The following is a 23568-nucleotide window of genomic DNA, read 5'->3' as shown; positions in this document are numbered from 1 at the left end:
GGAGAGCCTTGGAAAATGTGAGGTTTCTCCTTTTTTCGTGCAATTGTGTTTTTTTCGTTGTACAATAAGGTTATGGAATTTTTAAGGGGGCTAGAAAGTGATGTTTGCAAAGGAAATTAAGACAGCGAATCAGGCGACGGATCAGCTCCGTTTTAGTATATTGGCAAGTGGTAGTTCAGGAAATGCGACGTTGATTGAGACGGCGGATCAGACGATTTTGGTGGATTGTGGCTTGAGTGGCAAGAAAATCGAGCATTTGTTCAGCGAAGTTGGGCGGAGTATGACGGATGTGGATGCGATTTTGGTGACGCATGAGCATGTGGATCATATTAAAGGGCTTGGCGTGCTGGCGCGGCGTTATGAGGTGCCGGTTTATGCAAATGCAAAGACGTGGGCCGCGATGGAAACGTCGATTGGCGAGATTAACTCAGCACAAAAATTTCAATTTGATATGGAGACGGTGAAATCATTCGGTAGTTTGCAAGTGGAATCGTTTGGTGTGTCACATGATGCGGCGGAACCGATGTTTTATATTTTCCACAGTGGGAAAAAGAAGTTCGTGATGATTACGGATACGGGTTACGTGAGTGATCGGATGAAGGGCCATATTGCGAATGCGGATGCGTACCTTTTTGAGAGTAATCATGACGTCGAGATGCTGCGGATGGGGCGTTATCCTTGGAATGTGAAGCGTCGTATTTTGGGCGATGAGGGTCACGTGTCGAATGAGGATGCCGGTATTGCGATGAGTGAAGTGATTGGTGACGCGACAAAGCGGATTTATCTCGGGCATTTGAGCAAAGATAATAATATGAAGGATTTGGCGAGAATGGCCGTTTCGCAAACATTGGCTGGTGAGGGCATCATCGTCGGCGAACAAATTGACCTTTTCGACACTGATCCTGAGATTCCAACACCGATTTTTACGATTTAATGTGAGTTATAGCAAAAATTTTAATAAAATTTCATAGTTTTTTCATAATTAGGGTATAGAATAACTATATGGATACGTCTACAATTTGGAAAGGGATGAATTATGCATGGATGAGAAAAACAAAGATTTGGAAACACATAAAGATGAGCTAGCAAGTGGGGCTTCTCCTGAGAAGTTACCGGAGTCACAATCTTACGAAAAACCTGAGCCAACGGGGGATGCGGCGGTACATACGTCACCTGAGCCGCAAGTTGCGCGTGATATTCCTGTCGAAGCTGTGCATTCTGCAGAAGGCGTAACGCCAGAAGGTGGGCCATTTGCTACAGCGACGAAAGAGGAAGCAGAAGCGAGTTCCACACATGCTTTTTTTGATGCATCGGCTAGTGAACCAGAAGTGAAACCGACGCCTGCAAGTAGTGGTGATGGGAATAATGTGGTTCCACCGGTACCTCCAACGCGTGCTGGCGGAGGTGGAAATGGTAGCGAGCCACCGAAAAAAGAAGGTAAGAAGAAAACGATGCTAGCCGTCTTTTTAACAGGCCTTTTAGGGGTCTTGATTGGTGCGTTGATCGTGCTCGGTTTCTCATGGGGCGCGCTTCATGATGATAACACCAACACGACTTCGAACACGACATCCACTGGTAGCGGCGAAACGAAGAAAGTAACCGTTGAAAACACGACCAGCACAACAAAAGCACTTGAAAAAGTACAGGATGCGGTTGTCAGTGTTTTGAATTACCAAGCTGGAACGTCGATTAGTACAGATGCCACAGCGGAAGAGGAAGCTTCTTCTGGATCTGGTGTTGTGTATAAGAAAGCGAATGGTAAAGCATATATCGTGACGAATAATCACGTGGTAGAGGGTGCGAACAAACTCGAAGTCAAGTTTTCAAATGGTAAGAAAACGGAAGCTAAGCTTGTCGGAACAGACAAATGGAATGACTTAGCGGTTCTTGAGATTAGCGATAAAAATGTGACGAAGATTGCTGAGTTTGGTAATTCTGATTCGCTTAAAGTCGGCGAAACGGCGATTGCGATTGGTAGTCCACTTGGAACGGAATTTGCTGGAACGGTAACAGAAGGCATTATTTCTGGTCTGAATCGTACGGTGCCTGTTGATACAAATGGCGACGGTACATCAGATTGGGAAGCGGAAGTCATTCAAACCGATGCGGCGATTAACCCTGGTAACAGTGGCGGTGCGCTAGTCAATATTGAAGGCCAAGTGATCGGTATTAACTCGATGAAAATTTCAACGGAAAACGTAGAGGGTATCGGTTTTGCGATTCCAATCAATACGGTTGAACCAATTATCGAACAGTTAGAGAAAAATGGAGAAGTAGAGCGTCCGTCGCTAGGTGTGACATTGCGTGACGTGGATACGATTCCAGAAGTACAACAACAACAAGTGTTAAAATTACCAGATGGCGTGGATTATGGTGCGATGGTTCAACAAGTCGTTTCCGGTTCAGCTGCTGATAAAGCTGGTTTGAAAGAATATGATGTTATCGTTGAAATGAACGGTAAGAAAGTAACAAACTCGATGACGCTACGCCAAATTTTGTATTCGAATGATGTGAAAGTTGGAGACAAGATGGAAGTGAAGTACTATCGTGATGGTAAGAAAGAAACAACGACGGTGACACTTACTGCTGCAACATCCACCAACCAGTAACGCAAAAGGCGCGCAAGAACCGAGAAACGCTCACTTTCGTTGTTGGTGTTGTTCGAAATGAGAATGAGTTACAACACCAATATGCAGGTGAACAAAGTGAGGCTGCCATCCTTAATTGGCTCTGTTCCGATGCTCTTCTACACTGCGTTTCGCATAACTTCTCACATGGTCGGGGATAGGACCCCTCTCTGTTTTCAGTCAACGTACAGTCGTACGCTCCGCTTCGGTACTCGCTTTTGCCTAGAAATTAAGCATTTCTCGGTCCTTGCTGGTTTAGTGGTGAATGCGAGATTTAATAGGAAAACACGATTCTCTAGTTTTGGGGAATCGTGTTTTTTTGTTATTCGGTGATTTGGTGGCCGGCGGTTGTTAGTGTCGTGATTGCGCGATCTAAGTCGGCTTGTTTCATTAGGATGTAGTCGGTGTTGTAGGTGGAGACGGCGAAGATGCTGATTTCTTTTTCGGCTAGGGGCGTCGCGATTTTACTTAGGATGCCTGTCAATGAGAAGTCGAGGATTCCTTCGATTTTTAGGAGGAACCAGTCGGATTCTGTGGATTGAGCTTCTGCTGTGTCGAGGCGCTCGGTTGGGAGGATGATGGAGCATTCTTCGTCGGTGTATGTGATGCTTTTGAACTGGGAGGCCTCGGTTTGGAACCATGTAGGTACTGGGAAGTCTGGATGGAATTTGGCGATGGTGTAGTTGGTTTTGTCTAGTTTTAATTGCATTTGGAACATCTCCTTTTTGATAAGCCTATCATGAATTTTAGTGGGTTGCAAAAAGTTTTGACAGACGGGGGTTCGGGTGGTAAAGTTAAGGAAGATTATAATTCTATCTGGTAGAGTAATTTGAGGGGTGATTTTGATTCGTAGTGATATTTTAAGAGGGCATGTGGACTCGATTATTTTGCGGATTTTGGCGGATGGGGATTCTTATGGTTATGAGATCTCGAAGCAAATTAGTGAACGGACGGGTGATCGCTTTCAAATTAAAGAGGCGACGCTGTATGCGGTGTTTCAGCGGTTGGAGAAGAAGTTGTTGATTGAGTCGTATTTCGGGGAACGCTCGCATGGTGGGAAGCGAAAATATTATATGATTACGAGTCTTGGCCGAGCTTATTTGAGTGAGATGGCGCGGGAATGGCGAGAGATTAAGGGCATTATGAACCTTTTTTTGGAGGAGATTGATTAGTGAATAGAATATCGGAATTTGTGGAGAAGTTATTTGAAAATGTACCAGAGAGCGAGCAGGCGGCGCGAATTAAGGAAGAAATTACGTACAATTTAGCGGAAAAAGTGGCGGACTTGATGGAGGAAGGGAAATCTGAAGAGGACGCGGTGAATAAGGCGATTATTGAGTTTGGTGATATCGATGAGATTATTGCGGAATTGGAAGTTGCTAAGCCGAATACGAAGAAAAGACGCGCGCTGGCAAAGGTGAACTTAGGGTTTTCGATTTGGGGTGCGGCGTTGCTGATTATTTTATTCATCGTCGTCAACGTGATGTATTCGCCGGATGTTTTGTGGTGCATTTTCCCTATTTTTGCAGTGCTCTGGTGGCCGCTTGCGATGTTTTATTTTTGGTATCGACGTAAGGCTGAGGATAGGTAAGTACATTTGGAGGAGTCAAAAAGAGATTGATTGGGACGGGCTTACTAGTAATCAGCAGGCGTCTTTGTCTATCGTTTACAATAAAGGAAGTATTCGAACGAAGGAATTGGCTGTGCATTTGGGGAAATCTCCGAATACTGCTAAAAAGATTTTTGATGGCTTAGTGGCTAGTGAGATACTCAAAAAGGTCGCGACTTCTGTTACGGATCGTAATCAATATTATACTTTTTATGCATGAATAACAACCTGAAAAAGGATGGATTTAGCGGTCCAATTTTTCAGGTTGTTTTTGTGTTCATTTTTTGATATGTAAGGCTTGAGATGATGATGCTGCATTCGTATAGGAGGATGAGCGGTTTTGCGACTGGTATCCTTTTATCGTTTCGAAAAAATCAGAACGGGAATATTGGAAGAAACGCGAGGAGGCGAACTTGGATGGGAGAGCGTTATTTGAAGTATTATTTGCAAGAACCGATTCGAAAAAATAGCGTCGTCATTGTGTCGGATCATGAGGGTTTTATTGAAGGCATAATGGAGCATCCGATTTTTGCAGGGATGTCGCTGGAATCGTTGAGTGATAAGACTTTGGCAAGTGCGGCCTATGTTGTTTCGGATGGGGCGATGCCAAGTTATTTTATAAAAAAAGATGGCCAAACGTATAGTCATTTTTATCGCGGCAAGCCATTGGAGCCTTTGTTAGTGCGTAGTTTGCTGCATGCGGATTATATTGTGACGGATGGTGAATTGCCAGCCAATTTACAGGGCGTAATACCGGGCACAGTCATTACCTCGCAGCAATGGGAGACGGGTTCTTTGCCGGCAAAACGTGAGAACGATAGTAAAAAGACGATTTTGATGTATTGCGGTGGTTTTAAAAATAATGGGATTACGACGTCGGCTATCAATTTGTTGCATAATTTGGACTACGAGCGCTATCGGGTTATTGTGATGGATACGGAGGCGCTTCACGATGATTGTAAACGGAATTTTGAAAAATTAGATCCGCGTGTTTTGCGGGTGACGGTGGTTGGTGGTATGTTGCGAACTGCCGCGGAGAGCAAGGCCGAAGAACGGCTTTTTACAGCGAGTCACGAGTTGTATGTGGAGTTTGGGCCAGAAGGTTTTTTAGAGGATGAAGTGAAACGATTATACCAGCGCGAATTGCGACGGATTTTAGGGAAAACGAAGATTGATATAGCGATTGATTTTGATGGATATTTTAAGTATTGGACCTTGTTGCTGGCGACGAGTGGGGCGAATCGGAAGTTGATTTATCAGCATAACGAGATGATGCAAGAATATCGTAAAAAATTAGGCGTGGATTACAAGCATCGCGTAGATTTAAACGTGATTTTCTTACTGTATAATTCTTTTGATAAAATCGTTTCGGTGGCGGAACATACGCGAGATTTGAACGAGGCAAAACTGCGGCATTTAGTGGAGAATAGTTCGGAAAAAATGGTCTATGTGCATAATTCGCTGGATTATGAGGCGGTGCTGAAGGCTGCGGATGAAGCGCCAGATGTTGAGTTGGATAAGGATAGCTTTTATTTTGTGACGATGGGAAGGCTTTCTCCCGAGAAGAATCAGCGGGTGTTGATTGAGGCTTTTAAAGAGGTTGTTGCAAAGCGGCATGAAGCGAAATTAGTGTTGATTGGCAATGGCGAACTGAAGGAAGAACTGGCGGAAGTGATTGGGAAACTCGGCTTGGAGAAGCATGTGACGTTGCTTGGGCAAGTGGTCAATCCGTTTCCTCTGTTGAAGCAGTGTGACGTGTTTATTTTGCCGTCGAATCATGAGGGGCAGCCAATGGTATTGTTGGAGGCATTGATTTTGCGGAAGGCGATTGTGGCGACAGATATTCCTGGGTCGCGGAGTATTTTGGAGGACGGATATGGTTTGCTAATCCCAAATTCAAAAGAGCATTTGGAGGACGGGATGTTGCGAGCGCTGAATGGAGAAGTTCCTACGAAAGAATTTGATTATGTGACGTATAATCAGCATGCGATGGAAATGTTTTATAGGATATTAGAATGAAAAAATGCCGTTACGTGATGTGACGGCATTTTGCTTGTTATTTCAATCCTGACACATTGAATCCCTTCAAAATGTACTTTTGGAACATCATGAAAATCAGGATAATCGGGATGACCATAAACGTTGAGCCGGCCATTTGTAGTGCGTAGTTGCTGGCGTATTGGCCTTTTAGTAAGGATAGCCCGACGGAAAGTGTGTAGTATTTTTCGTCGTTTGCGATGATGAGTGGCCATAGGAAGGAGTTCCAGCCAGCGATGAAGGTTAGGATGCCTTGCACGGCGAGGACTGGTCGCGAAATCGGTAGGATGATTTTCCAAAAGATAAAGAATTCGCTGGCACCGTCTAGTCTCGCGGCTTCCATGAGCTCGTCTGGAATCGTCGACATGAACTGGCGGAACAGGAAAATTCCGAAGGCGCCGACAAGGCCTGGTAAGACGATACCGGTCATCGTGTTTGTCAGGTGGAACATGTTGAGAATTAGATAAACTGGAATCATGGTGACTTGTCCGGGAATCATCATCGTTGCGAGAACCATATAAAACATCTGATTTTTACCGCGGAATTTGAACTTGGCAAAACCGTAACCTGCCATGGCATTCAGGAATAGGCCGATGAAGGAAAACAGGACGATGACAAGTGTATTGCGCAAGTAAACACCGAAATTTAGTTCCGTGAAGAGGCTTCGAAAGTTATCCCAGGTGAATGTTTCTGGCCAAATGGTCGGTGGAATTTGCAGGATTTCTGCGTCGGTTTTGACAGAGGAGAGGACCATCCAGATGAATGGAAGGATCATGAAGAATCCGCCAACTGCTAAAATAAGACCTACGAGCCATTTGGCACCGCGTGATTTGTTTGCATATTGATTCATATTTTTCACTCCTCCTACATTTGGGTGTCGTCATGACGGTTTTGAATTTTGAACTGAACGATGGTGATGATGATAATTGCGATGAATAGGATAAATGAGCCTGCTGCGGCGTATCCGAATTTGCTTAGTTGGAAACCGTTTCGATAAATGAACAGCGCCACGGATGTCGTGCTATCAAGTGGTCCGCCCTGTGTCATGACAAACGGTTCTTCGAAAAATTGCAGCCAGCCAATCATCGTTGTAACGGTCACAAAGAAAATCGCAAAACGTAATAGCGGAACCGTCACGTTGGTGAGTTGTTTCCAGCGATTGGCGCCGTCAAGTTGGGCGGCCTCGTAATATTCGCGCGGAATCCCTTGTAATGCCGCTAAAAAGATGATCATGTTAACGCCGATTGCCCGCCATAAAGCAAGTATAATCAAGGAAACTTTGGCGATGGTTGGGTCTTGTAGCCAAGGCACCGCGGGTAAGTCAAGTAAGGATAATAAATAGTTGAATAAACCGAATTGCGGATTGTATAAATAGCTCCAAACGACTGCGACAGCAACAACATTTGTGATAGATGGTGTATAAAAAATCAGCCGGAAGAACTGAAAAATCTTCGCTTGGCTAAAATTAATCATGAGTGCAATTCCGAGTGAACAAACGATGACTAAGGGCACGCCGATGATAACATAAAAAAGCGTATTCCCAATCGATTTTAGGAATATCGGATCGGATAAGACGTTTTTGTAGTTGTCAAAGCCGATGAAATTGATTTTTGACCAATCCGCGAGTCCGACTAGATTAATATCGGTAAAACTGATGACAAAAGCGATGACGATTGGGAAAAGGGAAAACATGATTAATAGCAAAAGTGCTGGTGAAATGAATAGGTATGGTGTTTTTTGATCCATAAAACGACGCAAATTGTAAACCTCCTTTAATATGTAGTTGAGGTGAGGGGGGCTGGGACATAATCCAAATAAATCGGCGGCAAGCGCTCGCATTGTTGGGACTGTTCGGAATGTAATGAGTTACAGTCTCAATATAAGCGTGAACGCAGGGAACGGTTAATCCATCCACCGGTTCTGCTACACAATAGCAGTTTCGCTTAACTTCTCGCATGGTCGAGGAAACTACCCTCTCCCTGCTTTCAGTCATCATGTACAGTCTCGTACACTCCGCTTCCGGCTTCCACCAAATCACCTGAATACAAACGCTTTCGCTCGATTTGTGTGAAGCCCAGTCTTCGTCTTACCCAAAATAACGGGCGAGGCGATTTTTTTCTTATTTGGAGTTTTGTCCCGACCTCTTCACCTCGAACGGTTCATTATTTTTTTAGAATGGTGTTGACTTCATCGTTGAATGTGTCCATCTGGTCTTGGACGTCCGCGCCGCCACGGTAGATTTGTTCGAAGCTCTTCATGTAGGCTTGCGCAATTTCTTCAAATTCGGGAATGAGCGGCATCGGTTCTGCGTTGGCCATTTGCTCGCCGAATATTTTATAGAATGGATCGCCTTTTAGGGTTTCGTTTTCCCATGATTTTTGAGCGGTTGGCAGGGAGTTGGTTAGCTCCATCCATTTGAGCTGGGTTTCTGGCTTGCTCATATATTGGAGGAATTTCCCCGCGTCATCTTTGTTTTTACCGTATTTGAAAACGGCTAGGTTAGCTCCGCCGAGGCTCGACATGTTGTTTTCTTTTGCGGGAAGTACGGCTGTTGCCCATTTTCCATCGATATCTGGAACGGTGTCTTTGACGGCTTTTACCATCCATGGACCACTGATGAACATAGGGACAATCGCGTCACCACTGAATGTTTGAGCGACATCTAGACCGAGATCATCTTTTGGCGCCGAGCCGTTTTCGAAAAAGCTATTTAGATAGGATACGGCATCTACGAATGGCTTTTTGTTGAAAACGGGTTTATTGGTGTCATCGAAAAGTGGTGAACCGTTTTGACGGCCAAACATGAAGCCGAGGCTTTGTTCTTTGCCGTCGATGTTAAGGCCATACATATTGTCTCCGCGTTTCGAGAGTTTTTCAGCAACTTCGGATAGTTCGTCCCATGTTTTTGGGGCATGATCGTAGCTGGCTTTTTTTAGTATATCGGTGCGGTAGAAAAGCACGCGCGTGTCGGCGTACCAGGGAACCGCGTAGGTTTTATCATCGAATTGGGTCGTTTTTGCAGAACCGTCAAAAAAGTTTTTAGCGTCTAGTTCGGGATATTTATCTGTGTATGTTGCCAAGTCTTCTAGTGCGCCTGCTGCAACGAATTCGGGCATCCATGTTGTCCCCATTTGAACAACATCTGGGCCGGATTTTGAGGCGACGGCGGTCAGTAGTTTATCATGAGCGTTAGCCCAGGGAATGGCTTGGACCTTCACTTTTATGCCGGTTTCTTTTTCAAAGTCTTTCGCGAGTTTTGGTAATTGTTTGGCTTCATCTCCCATTGCCCAAACGTTTAGAACCTTGGTGTCAGCAGCGTCGTCGGAATTTCCGCAACCTGCTAGTGCCGCTCCTATTACTAAAATAATGGTTAACAACAACATACTCCATTTTTTCTTCATCTTTTTTCCTCCACCTTTTTATTTTTGTTGAAAATTGGCGTTGCAAAAAGTGCTTTGTTATAGAAACGTTTCGATGAAATCATTATAAAACAAAATGTAATCGGTTACAAGTGATAAATATAATAAAATGTAGGGTTTCAGGGATGAATTTAGAGACATTTATAGGAAGAGAAAATTTGAAAAAATATTTATTTTTAGGCTTGGAATGTAATTTTAGGGGGCAAAATAATGATTTATAGAGAAATTTGTTTGACGGAGAAAAAGAAAACGCTTATACTGTTGATATGATTAAATAGAAACGTTTCGAAATATTAGGATAGAGGACGTGTATTATGAAAAAAGTAGAGCTTGGAGAATTATTGGGACAAATGACGGTGTCGGAGAAGGTTGGACAGCTTTTGCAGTTAGCACCGATGTTTTATAAGGGAACGATTACGGAGGGGGAAATCACGGGGCCGATGGCGGAGATGGGGATTACACCGGACATTTCGGAGAATGCGGGATCGGTTTTAGGGTCGGCGACGGCGAGTGAGATGATCGCGATTCAGGAGGCGTATTTGAAAACGAGTCGGCTCGGGATTCCGCTTATTTTTATGGCGGATGTGGTGCATGGCTATAAGACGATTTTTCCAATTCCGCTTGCGATTGGGGCTACTTGGGATGTGGCGCTGGCTGAGAAAATGGCGGCGGTTTCGGCAAAAGAGGCGACAGCGGCTGGCTTGCAGGTTACTTTTTCGCCGATGGTGGACTTGGTTCGCGATCCTCGGTGGGGGCGTGTGATGGAGTCGACGGGTGAGGATCCACATTTGAATAGTGAGATGGCGGCGAGCTTTGTGCGGGGTTATCAGGGGAATCCGGATGAGTTGGCGGAAAATCATGAAAAAATGGCGGCTTGCGTGAAGCATTTTGCGGCGTATGGTGCGGCGGAGGCTGGGCGTGAGTATAATACGGTGGATATGTCGATGCGGGAGTTGTACCAGAATTATTTACCGGCTTACACGGCGGCGCTTGAAGAGGGTTCGAAGCTTGTGATGACGGCGTTTAATGTGGTGGACGGGGTGCCAGCGACGGGGAACGAGTGGTTGATGCGGGATGTGTTGCGGGACGAGCTTGACTTTGATGGTGTGCTGATTTCGGATTGGGGCGCGGTCAAAGAGATTATCAATCACGGTACGGCGGCGAATTCGGCGGAGGCTGCAGAGGCGGCATTGCGCGCGGGCGTGGATATCGAAATGATGACGACGTGCTACTTGGAAAATGTGGCGCGTTTGATTGAGGATGGTGTGTTGCCTGAGAGCTTGTTGGATGAAGCGGTGATGAGGATTTTGGAGTTGAAACGGGATGTTGGGTTGTTTGAGGATCCGTATCGTGGTTTGAAGGGGGACGCGGATCGGCAGCGGGATATTTTGTCGGCGGAGCATCGGGAGGCGGCGCGCGAGGTTGCGGCGGACGCGATGGTGTTGCTGAAAAATGACGGGGACTTATTGCCGCTTGCGACGACGGGGACGAAAATCGGGCTTGTTGGACCGCTTGCAGAGACACAGGACGTGCTGGGTGCATGGTCGTGGCTGGGCGATAGGAAGGACGCAGTGTCGGTTGCGGATGGCATGAAGGCGCAGTTTGATCAGGTGGAGGTTGCTGGTGCGGCGGATACGGAAAACGTGACGGAAACCGAGATTGCGGAAATGGTTCGTGTGGCACAGGACGCGGATGTGATTGTGCTGGCGCTTGGCGAGTCGGCGAATCGAAGTGGCGAAGCGAACAGTATCGCGACGATTCGTTTGCCGGAGTCGCAGTACCTGATGATTGACGCGATTCGCGCGCTTGGAAAACCAGTCGTGACGGTACTTTTCAATGGTCGACCGCTTGATCTGCATGGTTTGATTGAGGCAAGTGACGCGTTGGTTGAGGCTTGGTTCCCAGGGACGGAGGCTGGAAACGCGGTGGCGGATATTGTAAGTGGACGCGTGAACCCGAATGGCAAATTGCCGATGTCATTCCCATACACAACGGGGCAAATTCCGGTTTACTATAATCATTTGAGTACGGGGAGACCTGCGGACGCGGCGGATGCGCAAGAGCATTATGTGTCGCAATACATTGACATTCCGAATCAGCCGCTGTTCGATTTTGGCTTTGGGCTGAGCTACACGACTTTTGCACATAGTGATCTCGAGCTTTCGAGTGATACGATGACAAAAACGGATACGCTTACTATCTCGGTGACGGTGAAAAATACCGGGAAAACTGCTGGAAAAGAAACCGTAGCGCTTTACGTGCAGGATATCGTCGGAAAAGTGAGTAGACCGCGCAAGGAATTGAAACGATTTACGAAGATTAATTTGGCGCCAGGCGAGGATCAAACGGTGACTTTTAGTTTGACGGAAGAGGATTTGCGTTATTACAAACCAAACCTAGATTTTACAAGTGATCCAGGTGATTTTAATGTATTTATTGGAACGCATTTACAAGCTGCATTTTGTTTGGTTTAAATGAGGTAGGAAATAGACATATGGCTGTAAAATAGTGCATAATAAAGAAAAGGAAACAAGGAGCGGATCGCAGTGGTTGGGATTAAAGATATAGCGAAAAAAGCGGGTGTCTCGATTTCCACTGTTTCTTATGCGTTAAACGGCAGCCCTAAAGTCACGGACGCAACGAGACAACGAATTGTGGCAATCGCGGATGAGTTAAACTACATTCCGAATATGGCAGCACGGACGCTAAAAACACGGAAAACGAAGATTGTTGGTATTTATTTGGCGAATTATAGCGGTGTATTTTATGGTGAGTTGTTACATGGGCTTACGGATACGCTTTTGGCCAAGGGTTATGAGTTGATTGTTTGCAGTGGCATGAAGGCGCATCGTTTTTTACCGGAGCGAATGATTGATGGCGCGATTATTTTGGATATGGGATTTTCGACGGAGGAATTGTTGGAGTATGCGGATCGTGGTCATAAAATTGTCGTGCTGGATCGTGAAGTGGAACATCCGAATGTGCGGCAGGTCTTGCTCGATAACAAGGCGGGGGCAACACTTGCTGTCGATTATTTGAAAACCGGTTTTTCGGGCAAGTTCTATATTGTGACGGGGCCTACCAACACGTATGATAGCGAGGAGCGATTACGTGCGGCGCTTTCTGAGTTGGAACGCTTTCGGGATGAGGAGGTTATTGTGATTCCTGGCGATTTCTCAAAAGTGACGGGCGAAAAAGCAGCGCAGCAGATTGAGCAGGAATGGGTTGGCGAGCCAGTAGCTGTTTTTGCGTTAAACGATGAAATGGCGATTGGTATGTATAATTATTTTGCGAAAACGAAGCTTGTGATTGGGCGTGATGTGAAGGTTATTGGCTTTGATAATACGGAAGTCGGGCAATATTTGCAACCGCGATTGGCGACGATTGAGTACTCGAAGTATAAGTGGGGTGCGGTCGCCGCGGAGAAATTGCTGAAGCTACTGGAAGATGAGACGGTGGCGGATGAGATTATTTATACGTCGTTGATTCCAAGTCGGTGAACATATCAAAAAAAGCTACCAAATCATTGTTGGATTTGGTAGCTTTTTGGGCGTTATTCTTCCTCTTCGTCTTTTCTGGATCTTCTGCCAAGTAGGAATACAAGGAGAAGAATCAGCAGTGCGAGTATCGACCCGCCGATAATGTATAACCACGTGTAGTCTTTTTCGATATCAAGTGCGGTTTCGTTCAAGTCATCTGCAGTCTTACCGTCTATTGTGAAATATTCAGACCATTTCCAAAATTTTTCGCCACTCGTTGCTATCATATCTAGGCGGTATTTTCCAGGCTCGAATTCTTGCGTTCCCCAACTAATTGGGAAGTTAAAGTTGGAGTTTGGCGCCATTCGCATGTTTTGTTTAAAGGCTTCGTGCAAAACTTTTGTTCCGTCGCCTTTATAGATCTGTGCTTCGACGTCTAGATCTTTGAGAATCGTGGCCTCGGTATTTTGCAAGTTCGCCGTCACGACATTACGATAGTTGATTTGCGTTGGTGTAATCGCGTTTAGGGTAAGATCGGGTTTGACCTGCGTATCATTTTGTGTGAGTATCATACCGATGACGTACGCGTATTGATTTTCGATTTGAATGTCCTTAGATTGTGATTCTTTCTTCTTGGGTGTCTTTTCTTTGAAATAGATGCCACCAAGGATTGTGCCGTCGAAAGCCTCGTTTGGCATGCTTATTTTGATGGGGTAATTTTTGCTTGAGTTGGCTGGAAGAACGACTTCACCCGCGGATTCTGTGAGCTCAGATATCGGATATTTCAGCGTTTTATCAAGCTTCGGGTTTTCTTGGCTGTAGTCCACAATACCGTTATCGTTCGTCACTGCGGTGTTCACAGAGGTCAGGACGGTAAGCTCTTGATCGGTCTCATTTGTCAGCGTGACATCGACGGTTTGCTCTTTTCCGGGCGCTAATTTCAGATGGAAGTAGCTTTTCGTTTTGTCGATTTGGTTTTCTGGGATGTTTGCGCTTACGGAGAAGTTCATTTCAGATGCATCGCTGTGTACTGGAAATAAGAGCGTTGAGGCCAGTAACGGTACGATTAAAAATAGGGTCATTAGTTTTTTCATGCAGAGTTCCTCCTAAAATATGATAGCTGTACTAAGGACTCTCTAGCGGAGAGGGGGCACGCACTAGAGAGCTTTGAAGGGAAAAAAGGGGGTTATGTCTGGAGGGTTGTGAACTTGTTTACATACTAAGTATATGCTATAAAACTGGGATACTAGGTGTTTTATCATAAACTTTTAGAGGTGGGAAAAAAATGATATTGGAATTTAATGTCGGTTAATAATTATTTAATCTCCAGCTTATTTTGAGTTTAGAATTGAGCGCTATGATGTAGAGAGTATCAATTTCGAAATAAAAAGGAGAATGTAAAAATGACACAATCAAAAAAAGTATTATCTTCTATCTTAGTAGCCACGACGATTATCGCGGGTGTGGCGCCTCAAGTAGCGCCAATTGGTGTATCAGCTGCGGGGACGAGTGCAACCACGGCAAGTGTGGCGGCAATCACTGAATTGCGCTCGCTAAACGCGATGACATTACAAATCAAGTTTGACGGGACGTTACCAGCAGCCGATGTTGCGGATAGTAATTTGGACGCGATAAAGGAACATTTTGAGTTTAGCGGTGGGCTTAGTATTGTTAATGTACCTCGTTTGAAATCGGGTTCCACGGATACGTATATCGTTCCTGTGACGATTCAGAATCCTGGGCAGACCTACACGCTAAGCTATAAGGGTGGCGCGACGCAGACTTTCACGGGAAGCAATGTCAAAGTTGGGATTCGCGATACGAACCAAGTGACGAGTGATACGTTTGAATTGGAATCGTTCCAAGCGGATGATACGGTGGATTATGCGAATATTATCGCGGCTTATGCTGGTGGGCGCGGGGACCAAGCGTTTGCAGTCGATGATGATAACAAAACTGCGGCTGGTCAAGCGCTCCAAGTGATTTCGTCATTACGTGATCGAAGCGTGACGCTGACTGGGTCGAATGGTGATATCTATACGGCAAACTATGTACCATTTACGCAAGCATCGGATCGCCGTCAAGCGCCGAAATTCCGCTTACCTGCTGGGGAAACGTTGACGCCGGGCGTGACGTATACAGTGACTTCTAACTGGGCGACCATTGCGAATCCTACCTTTACAGCACGTGCTATGGCGCCATTAACCATTGATTCAGCAGAATTTGTTGATGCGACTTCCTTCAAACTGACGTTAGCAGCGGATCCTAGTATGGACTTGCTAGCTGGACGCAGTGTCGTTCTAAAAGGCACGGATGGCAGTGAGTTAACAGCGAGCTATCGTTTCTCTTCACGCCAAGGTGCGACAGGTACTTTTGATGTGACTGGTGGAGGTATGCTGAATGAAGCAATCGCTTATGAAATTGTACCACAAAATAACTGGGCTGCCACTACAGATGTGACATTAGGCCAAAAAGCGGCGTACAAAATCGAGTCCTTAAACGCGATGACGCTACAAATTATTTTTCCAGAGGCGCTTTCAGCAAATGAGGTAGCGGACAGTAATTTAGACGCAATCAAGAAAAATTTTGTATTTAGTGATGGTTTGAGTATCGTGAATGTACCACGTTTGAAATCCGGATCTAAGAGCACTTACATCGTGCCTGTGACGGTGCAAGAACCTGGAAAAACGTACACGTTGAGCTATAAAGGAACACCAGTTGAGACTTTTGTTGGTAGTTCGGCTAAAATCAATATGCGAGATTCAGCGCAGGTAACGAACGATACGTTTGAAATCGAGTCATTCCAAGCGGATGGCGTGGTTGATTACGCGAATATTATTGCGGCATATGCTGGCGGACGCGGCGACCAAGCCTTTGTGATTGATGATGATAATCGTGACGCGAGTGGCAAGCAATTCCAAGTTATTTCTTCTTTGCGCGACCGCAGCGTGACGCTTACTGGAACGAATGGTGATGTGTATACGGCAAATTATGTACCATTTACGCAAGCATCCGACCGTCGCCAAGCACCGAAATTCCGTTTGCCAGTTGGTGAAAAATTAACACCAGGCGTGACGTACACGATTACCTCTGATTGGGCAGACGTTGCCAATGCTTCTTTCACGGCAAAAGAAATCGCACCGCTAGTTATCGCGAAGGCAGAAGCTATCGATACCAAGTCATTCGAGCTAACATTAGCTAAAGATCCAGGTATGGACTTACTTGCAGGACGCCAAGTAGAACTAAAAAGCGCAGACGGTACGACACTAGTAGCGCAATATCGTTATTCTTCACGTCAAGGCACGACTGGCATTTTTGACCTTGTGAGTGGTGAGCTAGCAAAAGATACGGTTTACACAATCACGCCGCTAAATGATTGGGCAACAGCAACGAATGTAACGCTTGGCGAGGCTGCAACAGCGCCGGGAGTGACAGCCCCAGACAAACAGCCAGATAAAGGAGTCATTGTAACACCTGAAAAAGGAAACAACAATAAGCCAACGCCTCCAGCGGTAACAGATAGCCAAAATACTCCAAGCGTGACAGATACGCAAGCCACTAAATCAGAAAACGCAAATGACTTGCCGAAAACAGGCGACACAATGCCAATCATCCCAATGACAGCTGGACTTGGCGCCATTTTAACAGCAGTTTATATGCTTTTGAAACGTAAATTTACGAAATTAGAAGACTAATTCATGAAGTTTGTTTTAGGAAAGAATGATTTGCTATAATGCAGATGATTTGCTATAATAAATACGAAAAGAGGGTCGTGCGTCAACACAACCCTCAAGTCAGAGCCGTCTGAAACGGTGGCCGTATTATAACGAAGAGATAACCGTTACTTTTTGGTCAAAGTAGGGACGGTTATCTCTTTTTGTCTTTATCACGATCGATGTATAGAACGAGCATGGCAAAGGATATTGCAATGCTCAGAGCTTCATACACAGACACTGGTTGCACTTTCTGGGGGCAACGACAAATTAAGATAGATAAGGCATCACCCTTTCCAATGGACTAGCCTTCCATCTCACACTTCTCTATCGATATTATAGCAGATAGAATGTATAAAAAGTGCTTATTTTACAAAAAAGTCTAATAGCCTATAAAAACAGCAAATCAGCCTTAAAAACCGCAAACAAAGCCATTATTCGACGTGAGTTCATCGAGTAATGGCTTTGTCTATTTTATTAAGGTAGTAAAGGTATGTTTTGTTTGATTTCTTGAATCGAAGCTTTTGAATCAAACGTGTAAGCGCCAACTAAGCGTAGGCCTTGTAATGCGGCAGGAACTGGTCCTGTGTATACTGGGCTATAGGCGTTTGTGCCATCGATACCAAGGTAGATTGTTTTATCAAATGCTAACTTATCTAGTGTGAATTTAGTAGTAAGTGATGATGTTGTTACGGACTGGATAACATTTCCGTTTGCATCGTAAGCTGTTACTTTTGTTGCTTTACCAAACTCTAGCAAGTCTTTTTTGCCGTTCTTGTTTTTATCCACAAAAAGGTCGCCAGTGATGACTGGTAGTTTACGGATTCCGAATTGGAAGTCTGTTGTTTTTGCGAATTTCAGAGCTGTTAGGTCGTACGAGTTACCCCAGATGTCGACTTTTGCAAAACGCATGGCTGGGATGTGGTTTAGAAGTGTTGCTACAGATTGAACGTCGGCAAGCGTTGTGTTTACACTTGTTGCAGCGTCTGTACCTAGAACTTTTTCTACATCGACTTTTTCTACGGCTTTAATTGCTTTTGGTAGGAAGTTTGCAAGTGCTTTGATGTAGTCGTTGTTCGGTGTTGTTGAGATGTCGCCTGTGTCGAGCAATGTTGGGTTGTCTAGGATGCCTTGGATGTCTCCGCCAGAAATGATGTTGATGATGGCCGTTACTTTGTCAATGTTGCCAAGTAGGTCGCCAATGGTTAGGTTAAACGGCGAGCGAACCATCACGTACATGCCAGGATCAACGTTTGGCATTGTGATTGCTGCGCCTTTACTGCTTGTTCTGAAAAGGATTGCGTCTTCGATGTCTAAGCTACCGCCGAGCGCGCCCATAATTTTAGAGTTTAAGTCCAGTTGTGATAGACGACCGCTTGAAATAAGGTCCGCTGTTTTTTCTAAGTTAATGAAGATAAGTGTTTTACCATCTAAAATGGATTCGTTGCTGTCTTTCGTGCCGTTTCCGTTTAGGTCTTCAAATGGTGTCATTGTTAGGTTTGTTGTTTTCTTAGTTGCTAAGTCTGCCCACGTTACAACGTTTAATGTGTTGATTGTGATTGCCGCGATGCCAGGAATTTGTTTGCCAGCTGCGTCTGTGGCTGAATTGGCTTGTACAACTGGTTTTGTAGTTGTTTCTGTGCCGTACTTGATGAAGTAATTTCCTTTTGCAAGTTTCGTGAAGTTGTAAACACCGACTGCATTTGTTTTAGCGGTAGCAACGATGTTCGTGCCTGCTTGTGCGTCAGCCAGTGTTTTGTGAAGTGTTACCGACATGTTAGCGAGTGGTAAATCTAAGTTGTGCAATTCCATCACGCCGTTGCCATTTGTGTCTGCGTATACTGTTCCAGAGACTGTGTAAATAGCCGGATTCAGGATACTAGCGTTTGCTGCTGGTGCAAAAGATGCAAAAAAGACTGCAAAAATAATGACTAGAGCAGCGAAACGTTTGTTGAAAAACTGTTTCATTAATAATTCCTCCCTTTGTGGTTCTAATTTTAGTTTAGCGGGTGAACTAGTAAAAGGCAACGGGATGGAAAGTGTGAGATGGAAGATAGATAAGGTGCTTTGTCCGCTTTTATAAATGTGTTGATTATTATCAATAAGTACGTTTTGTATAGCGATTTAAGCTTTTTTAATTTCATAAAAGTATTAATTGGTTATTTGAAAGAAAAATAAGTTTGGGTCTAAAATAGGAAAATAAGTTCGCGTTTCTGCAACAGAAAAGCAAATTGGATGAATATAGTATACAATATGCTTTTAAAAGTTCATAAAGATTTCACATGTGGGAAAGTGAGATTATTTTTAGTATGAGAAGTGTTAAGATGGGAGTTGAAAAGTCTTTTTTGTAACTTTATTTTAGTTCCTGCGCATTCTGTCATCACCGGTGTGACATTTCTATTGTTTTTTTAGTAAGCGTTATCAACTATACTAAAAGAGGACAAGGAAGCAGTGTCAAAGTGGCAAGTAAATAGGATTTGGAGCTGAGTGGAAATGGAAATCATGACGATAAGTGGGATAAACTTGGAGATGCAGGGAAAGACGAAAGCGGAAATTTTGCGAGAATTTGCGGATTTGGCTGTTGCGAACGGGAAGGTGACGGACGCGGCGGGATTTTATAAGGATCTTTGTTTGCGGGAAGAGGAGTCGACTACTGGATTTGGCGGCGGGATTGCGATTCCACATGCGAAATCAGCTTTTGTAACGGAGGTCGGTGTTTTGGTAGGACGTGGAGGGAATCAAGTGGAGTGGGAAGCGATGGATGGAAAGCCTGTGCATTGCTGGATTTGCTTGCTTGTGCCGGAAACTGGTGGACAGGAGCATTTGCGGTTGTTGTCGCAGCTGAGTCGGAAATTGATGGATCCTGAATTTGTTGGAAAATTAAAAATGGGTACGGAAAACGAGATTTTGACGCTGATTCAAGGCGTTATTTCATAAAAAGGGAGCGAAGGCATGATGACAAGTTTAAACATTGTAGCGATTACGAATTGTCCGGCGGGCATTGCGCATACGTACATGGTGGCGGAAGCGCTGGAACGTAAGGCAGTTTCGCTAGGATACACGATAAAAGTGGAGACGCAGGGCGCGAGTGGTGTGGAGAATCATTTGACACCGGCGGAAATTAAGGCGGCGGATTACGTGATTCTGGCGCTGGGACGGACGATTAGTGAGGAAGACCGATTCCGTTTTGCGAATAAGAAGGTTGTGGAGCTGAAGGTTTCGGAGGCGTTGAAGCAGATTGAGACGATTTATGATGATTTGGAAGGCAAAGCGACATTATTTACAGCGGATAACAACATTAAAATGGGAAATCAAGATGCGCCGACTGGAAGTGTGATGAGTCATTTGATGGCGGGTGTTTCTGCTGCATTGCCGTTTGTTATCGGCGGTGGTTTACTCGTTGCAATTGCGAATATGCTTGTGCAGTTTGGGATGCCGTATGTGGATATGGCGAATGGTGATCCGTCGTTTGCTTGGGTCGTTGAGACGATCGGTTACTTAGGATTCAAGTTTATGATTCCGATTATGGGTGCGTATATTGCGAGCTCGATTGGTGATAAACCGGCATTTGCACCGGCGTTTCTGGTCACGTATTTGGCGAATGATAACACGATGCTTGGAACGGAGTCGGGTGCTGGCTTTTTAGGTGCGGTGGTTCTGGGACTCGCGATTGGTTATTTTGTGAAATACTTCCGAAAAGTGAAGCTGGGCAAGGCGTTGCAACCGCTCTTAGGTTCGATGCTGATTCCGTTTGTGACATTATTTATTTTTGGTATTTTGACATTTTACGTATTAGGGCCTGTGATGGGTGGCATGATGGACGGGATGCTGCATTTCTTGAACACGATTCCGACAGAAATGAAATTGGCTGCGGCGTTCTTAGTTGGCGCGATGCTTGCGTTTGATATGGGTGGACCGGTGAATAAAACGGCCTGGTTCTTCTGCTTCTCGCTGCTCGACAAAGGGATTTATGATTGGTACGCGATCGTTGGTGTTGTAGCGTTGATGCCTCCGATGGCTGCCGGGATTTCGACTTTTATCGCGCCAAAATTATTTACGAAACAGGAAAAAGGTGCGGCGATCAGTTCGATTATTGTTGGGTCGACGGTTGCGACGGAGCCTGCGATTCCGTATGCACTTGCTGCTCCGTTTCCAATGATTACGGCAAATACGCTAAGTGGTGGTATTGCTGGGATGTTGACGATTATGTTTGGAATTCAAAGGCTAGCACCCGGAATTGGAATGTTTGACCCGCTAATCGGCTTGATGTCGCCGTGGTACTGGTTCTATCTTGTTTTAGCGTTTGGACTGGCGTTGAATATTTTCCTCATTATTGTACTGAAAACATGGTGGCTAAAACGGAAAGAGGCGAAACGAAAAGATGGAGACGAATTTACTGAAACAACTGGTGATGGCATCGGGAACTAGTGGTGATGAGCAAGAAATCCGCGAAATTTTATATCGAGAATTGGTAAATGAGGCGGATGAAATTACATTCGATGGTTTGGGTAGCTTTATCGCACGTAAGGGTTCTAAGGGGCCAAAAGTGGCGATTATTGGGCATATGGATGAGGTTGGTTTTATCGTGAAGCATGTTTCGGAGGATGGTTTTCTGTCGTTTGATACGGTTGGTTCGTGGTGGAATCAGAGTATGTTGAACCATCGGGTGGAGATTCGGACGGAGACTGGAAAAGTGACTGGGATTATCGGTTCGATTGCTCCGCATGCGCTGAGTGAGGCGGATAAGGCGCGCCCGATGGAGCATGACGCGATGTTTATTGATATCGGTGCGGACTCGGCGGAAATGGTGGCGGAGATGGGCGTCGCGGTTGGTGATTTTGTTTGTCCGGAGCCGAATTTTGCGGAGTTGACGCAGGATCGGATTTTGGGGAAAGCGCTGGATAACCGAGCTGGATGCGCGCTTGTGGCGGAGCTTTTTAAACGGTGTGAGAACGGGGAAATCACGTTGTATGCGGTGGCGACGGTGCAGGAAGAGGTCGGGCTTCGCGGTGCACAGACGTCGGCCGAGGCGATTGCGCCGGATATTGCGATTGTTATCGATACGATGGTCGCTGGTGATACGCCGGGCTTTGATCGGATTAAATTCCCGCTAAAACTTGGTTCTGGCGCGGCATTGGCGCTTTTTGACAAACGCTACATTCCGCATCAAAAATTGAAGCAGGATTTGGTTGATATGGCGCGAAGTATGGCGGGACCGTTGCAGTTTTGTACGATGAAAACGGGTGCTACGGATGGTGGGCGCTATAATGTGATGGGTGGCGGTCGTCCGGTTGTGGCGTTTTGCTTGCCAACGCGTTACTTGCACGCTAACTCGTCGATGATTTCGAGATCGGATTATGATAGTTTGGCGACGTTGCTAGATCATTTTTTAGCGACGTATAACGCAGAAAAACATGCGGCTATTTGTCGCTATATTGGATAAAATCAGGAAGGCTTGGCGGACGCGCTGGGCTTTTCAAATAGGAAAGAGCTGAGATTTGGATGGGAAAATACGATTTTAATGAGGTCGTGGATCGGAAAAATACATATTGTACGCAGTGGGATTATATTGAGGATCGGTTTGGCGAGGCGGATTTACTGCCGTTTTCGATTTCGGATACGGAGTTTCGGGTTGCGACGCCAGTGCTTGCAGCGATTCAGGAACGGGTGGCGCACGGTGTTTTTGGCTATTCGAGATGGAATCATGAGGCGTTTAAGGGGAGTATTATCGATTGGTATCGGGCGCGTTTTGATGCACAGTTTGAGATGGATTGGGTGCTGTATAGCCCGACAGTTTGTTATGCGATTTCGGTTTTGATACGTTTGAAAAGTGCGGAACGGGATCGTGTGGTGGTTTTTTCGCCGATGTATGATGCTTTTTATAGCCTGATTCGGGAAAATAATCGTGAACTAGTTGAAAATGAGCTTTTGTGGGATAATGGTACGTATCGTATTGATTTGGAACGGTTGGAGGAGCAGTTGCGGGGGGCGAAGATTTTATTGCTGACGAATCCGCATAATCCGACGGGACGGGTTTTTCAAAAAGCGGAATTAGAGGCGATTATTGAAATTTGTGAGCGCTTAGGGGTTTTTATTATTTCCGATGATATTCATATGGATATTGTTTACGGGAATTCGCGCTATACGCCGATTTTGAGTCTAACCAAGAATCCTGTGAATATGTGTATTTGTACGTCGGCGAGTAAGACGATGAATACGCCTGGGTTGATGGGTTCCTATTTATTGGTTCCGGATGAGGCGCTTCGTGACGCGTTTTTGAAGCAGTTGAAGCAACGTGATGCGCTTTCGTCTGTCAGTATTTTGGGCATGTATGCAACGATGGTAGCCTATAATGAAAGCGCGGATTACGTGGATGAATTGGTCGTCCATTTGGAAAGCAACATGCATTTTCTGAAAAATTATATCGTGAATCAGCTGCCGGAAATTCATTTTGAGATACCAGAAGGGACGTATTTAGCGTGGCTGGATATTTCTAGGCTCGGTGTGTCTAAAGAAGCCTTACAGGACGCGCTGATTCACGTTGGGAAAGTAGCAGTTATGCCAGGCGAAACGTATGGAGGGCAAGGCTTTTTACGAATGAATGTGGCGTGTTCACGAAGCAAGTTAGTTGATGGTTTAGAACGGATGCATAAAGCAATTTTGACATTAAGGGGGTAAAAAACG

The 23568-nt window shown here is 45.3% G+C and carries 19 protein-coding genes; 13 read left to right on the top strand and 6 right to left on the bottom strand.

Annotated elements, in window-relative coordinates:
- Positions 1-100: 100 nt before the first annotated feature.
- Both EP58_RS14890 and EP58_RS14885 read left to right on the top strand, forming a co-directional pair.
- The gene (locus EP58_RS14890) at positions 101-934 is read left to right on the top strand and encodes an MBL fold metallo-hydrolase (RefSeq protein WP_052171467.1); all 834 of its coding nucleotides are present in this window, start codon (positions 101-103) and stop codon (positions 932-934) included.
- Between the two features lie 106 nt (positions 935-1040).
- On the top strand, positions 1041-2609 hold the full coding sequence (locus EP58_RS14885) for a S1C family serine protease (protein WP_036094621.1): 1569 nt from the start codon (positions 1041-1043) through the stop codon (positions 2607-2609).
- Positions 2610-2949: 340 nt separating this feature from the next.
- Here EP58_RS14885 and EP58_RS14880 read toward each other — a convergent pair whose 3' ends face one another.
- Positions 2950-3345 carry an ACT domain-containing protein gene (locus tag EP58_RS14880; RefSeq protein ID WP_241481025.1) on the bottom strand — a complete coding sequence of 132 codons (396 nt, stop codon included), beginning with the start codon at positions 3343-3345 and terminating at the stop codon, positions 2950-2952.
- A 124-nt stretch (positions 3346-3469) separates the two neighbouring features.
- Here EP58_RS14880 and EP58_RS14875 point away from each other — a divergent pair, with 124 nt between their 5' ends.
- The 4 genes from EP58_RS14875 (at position 3470) to EP58_RS14865 (ending at position 6255) form a co-directional block, all read left to right on the top strand.
- The gene (locus EP58_RS14875) at positions 3470-3799 is read left to right on the top strand and encodes a PadR family transcriptional regulator (RefSeq protein WP_036094675.1); all 330 of its coding nucleotides are present in this window, start codon (positions 3470-3472) and stop codon (positions 3797-3799) included.
- A complete protein-coding gene (locus EP58_RS14870; protein ID WP_036094619.1) occupies positions 3799-4218 on the top strand; it encodes a permease prefix domain 1-containing protein in 420 nt (139 codons plus the stop codon). Before EP58_RS14875 ends, EP58_RS14870 begins: the two co-directional genes overlap by 1 nt.
- A 64-nt stretch (positions 4219-4282) precedes the next feature.
- The gene (locus EP58_RS17570) at positions 4283-4456 is read left to right on the top strand and encodes a hypothetical protein (RefSeq protein WP_156110595.1); all 174 of its coding nucleotides are present in this window, start codon (positions 4283-4285) and stop codon (positions 4454-4456) included.
- A gap of 197 nt (positions 4457-4653) precedes the next feature.
- Positions 4654-6255 carry a glycosyltransferase gene (locus tag EP58_RS14865; protein ID WP_077917944.1) on the top strand — a complete coding sequence of 534 codons (1602 nt, stop codon included), beginning with the start codon at positions 4654-4656 and terminating at the stop codon, positions 6253-6255.
- Positions 6256-6292: 37 nt separating this feature from the next.
- On the opposite strand, the gene EP58_RS14860 is transcribed toward EP58_RS14865, so the two are convergent.
- From EP58_RS14860 to EP58_RS14850, 3 genes are all read right to left on the bottom strand, one after another.
- Positions 6293-7123 carry a carbohydrate ABC transporter permease gene (locus EP58_RS14860; RefSeq protein WP_036094618.1) on the bottom strand — a complete coding sequence of 277 codons (831 nt, stop codon included), beginning with the start codon at positions 7121-7123 and terminating at the stop codon, positions 6293-6295.
- Between the two features lie 14 nt (positions 7124-7137).
- Positions 7138-8019, bottom strand: a complete 882-nt coding sequence (locus EP58_RS14855) for a carbohydrate ABC transporter permease (RefSeq protein WP_373862728.1) — start codon at positions 8017-8019, stop codon at positions 7138-7140.
- 416 nt (positions 8020-8435) lie between these two features.
- Positions 8436-9674 carry a sugar ABC transporter substrate-binding protein gene (locus EP58_RS14850; protein ID WP_036094616.1) on the bottom strand — a complete coding sequence of 413 codons (1239 nt, stop codon included), beginning with the start codon at positions 9672-9674 and terminating at the stop codon, positions 8436-8438.
- Between the two features lie 332 nt (positions 9675-10006).
- On the opposite strand from EP58_RS14850, the gene EP58_RS14845 reads away from it, so the two are divergent.
- Positions 10007-12166 (top strand): glycoside hydrolase family 3 N-terminal domain-containing protein, encoded by a 2160-nt coding sequence (locus EP58_RS14845; protein ID WP_036094615.1) that lies wholly within the window; start codon positions 10007-10009, stop codon positions 12164-12166.
- Between the two features lie 72 nt (positions 12167-12238).
- Positions 12239-13192 carry a LacI family DNA-binding transcriptional regulator gene (locus EP58_RS14840; protein WP_036094614.1) on the top strand — a complete coding sequence of 318 codons (954 nt, stop codon included), beginning with the start codon at positions 12239-12241 and terminating at the stop codon, positions 13190-13192.
- A gap of 53 nt (positions 13193-13245) precedes the next feature.
- Here the strand turns inward: EP58_RS14840 and EP58_RS14835 are convergent, their stop codons facing one another.
- Positions 13246-14265 (bottom strand): WxLIP family cell surface protein, encoded by a 1020-nt coding sequence (locus EP58_RS14835; protein WP_036094613.1) that lies wholly within the window; start codon positions 14263-14265, stop codon positions 13246-13248.
- A gap of 309 nt (positions 14266-14574) precedes the next feature.
- Between EP58_RS14835 and EP58_RS17295 the strand changes: the two genes are divergently transcribed.
- On the top strand, positions 14575-16866 hold the full coding sequence (locus EP58_RS17295; RefSeq protein ID WP_077917943.1) for an LPXTG cell wall anchor domain-containing protein: 2292 nt from the start codon (positions 14575-14577) through the stop codon (positions 16864-16866).
- Positions 16867-17361: 495 nt separating this feature from the next.
- On the opposite strand, the gene EP58_RS14820 is transcribed toward EP58_RS17295, so the two are convergent.
- The gene (locus tag EP58_RS14820) at positions 17362-18852 is read right to left on the bottom strand and encodes an SdrD B-like domain-containing protein (RefSeq protein WP_036094612.1); all 1491 of its coding nucleotides are present in this window, start codon (positions 18850-18852) and stop codon (positions 17362-17364) included.
- A 525-nt stretch (positions 18853-19377) separates the two neighbouring features.
- Between EP58_RS14820 and EP58_RS14815 the strand changes: the two genes are divergently transcribed.
- From EP58_RS14815 to EP58_RS14800, 4 genes are read left to right on the top strand one after another with little or no spacing between them, the layout of a single operon-like run.
- Positions 19378-19821, top strand: coding sequence for a PTS fructose transporter subunit IIA (locus EP58_RS14815; RefSeq protein ID WP_036094611.1), 444 nt, complete (start codon positions 19378-19380; stop codon positions 19819-19821).
- Between the two features lie 15 nt (positions 19822-19836).
- The gene (locus tag EP58_RS14810) at positions 19837-21312 is read left to right on the top strand and encodes a PTS fructose-like transporter subunit IIBC (protein WP_036094610.1); all 1476 of its coding nucleotides are present in this window, start codon (positions 19837-19839) and stop codon (positions 21310-21312) included.
- On the top strand, positions 21266-22327 hold the full coding sequence (locus EP58_RS14805; RefSeq protein ID WP_036094609.1) for a zinc-binding metallopeptidase family protein: 1062 nt from the start codon (positions 21266-21268) through the stop codon (positions 22325-22327). Before EP58_RS14810 ends, EP58_RS14805 begins: the two co-directional genes overlap by 47 nt.
- Positions 22328-22386: 59 nt before the next feature.
- Positions 22387-23562 (top strand): MalY/PatB family protein, encoded by a 1176-nt coding sequence (locus EP58_RS14800; protein WP_036094608.1) that lies wholly within the window; start codon positions 22387-22389, stop codon positions 23560-23562.
- The last annotated feature ends 6 nt before the right edge of the window (positions 23563-23568 follow it).

Origin of the sequence: Paenilisteria newyorkensis (assembly GCF_000766145.1) — a bacterium.
GTDB lineage: Bacteria > Bacillota > Bacilli > Lactobacillales > Listeriaceae > Listeria_A > Listeria_A newyorkensis.
The sequence above is the reverse complement of the archived record's forward strand: the minus strand, read 5'-3'. Positions and strand labels throughout refer to the sequence as shown.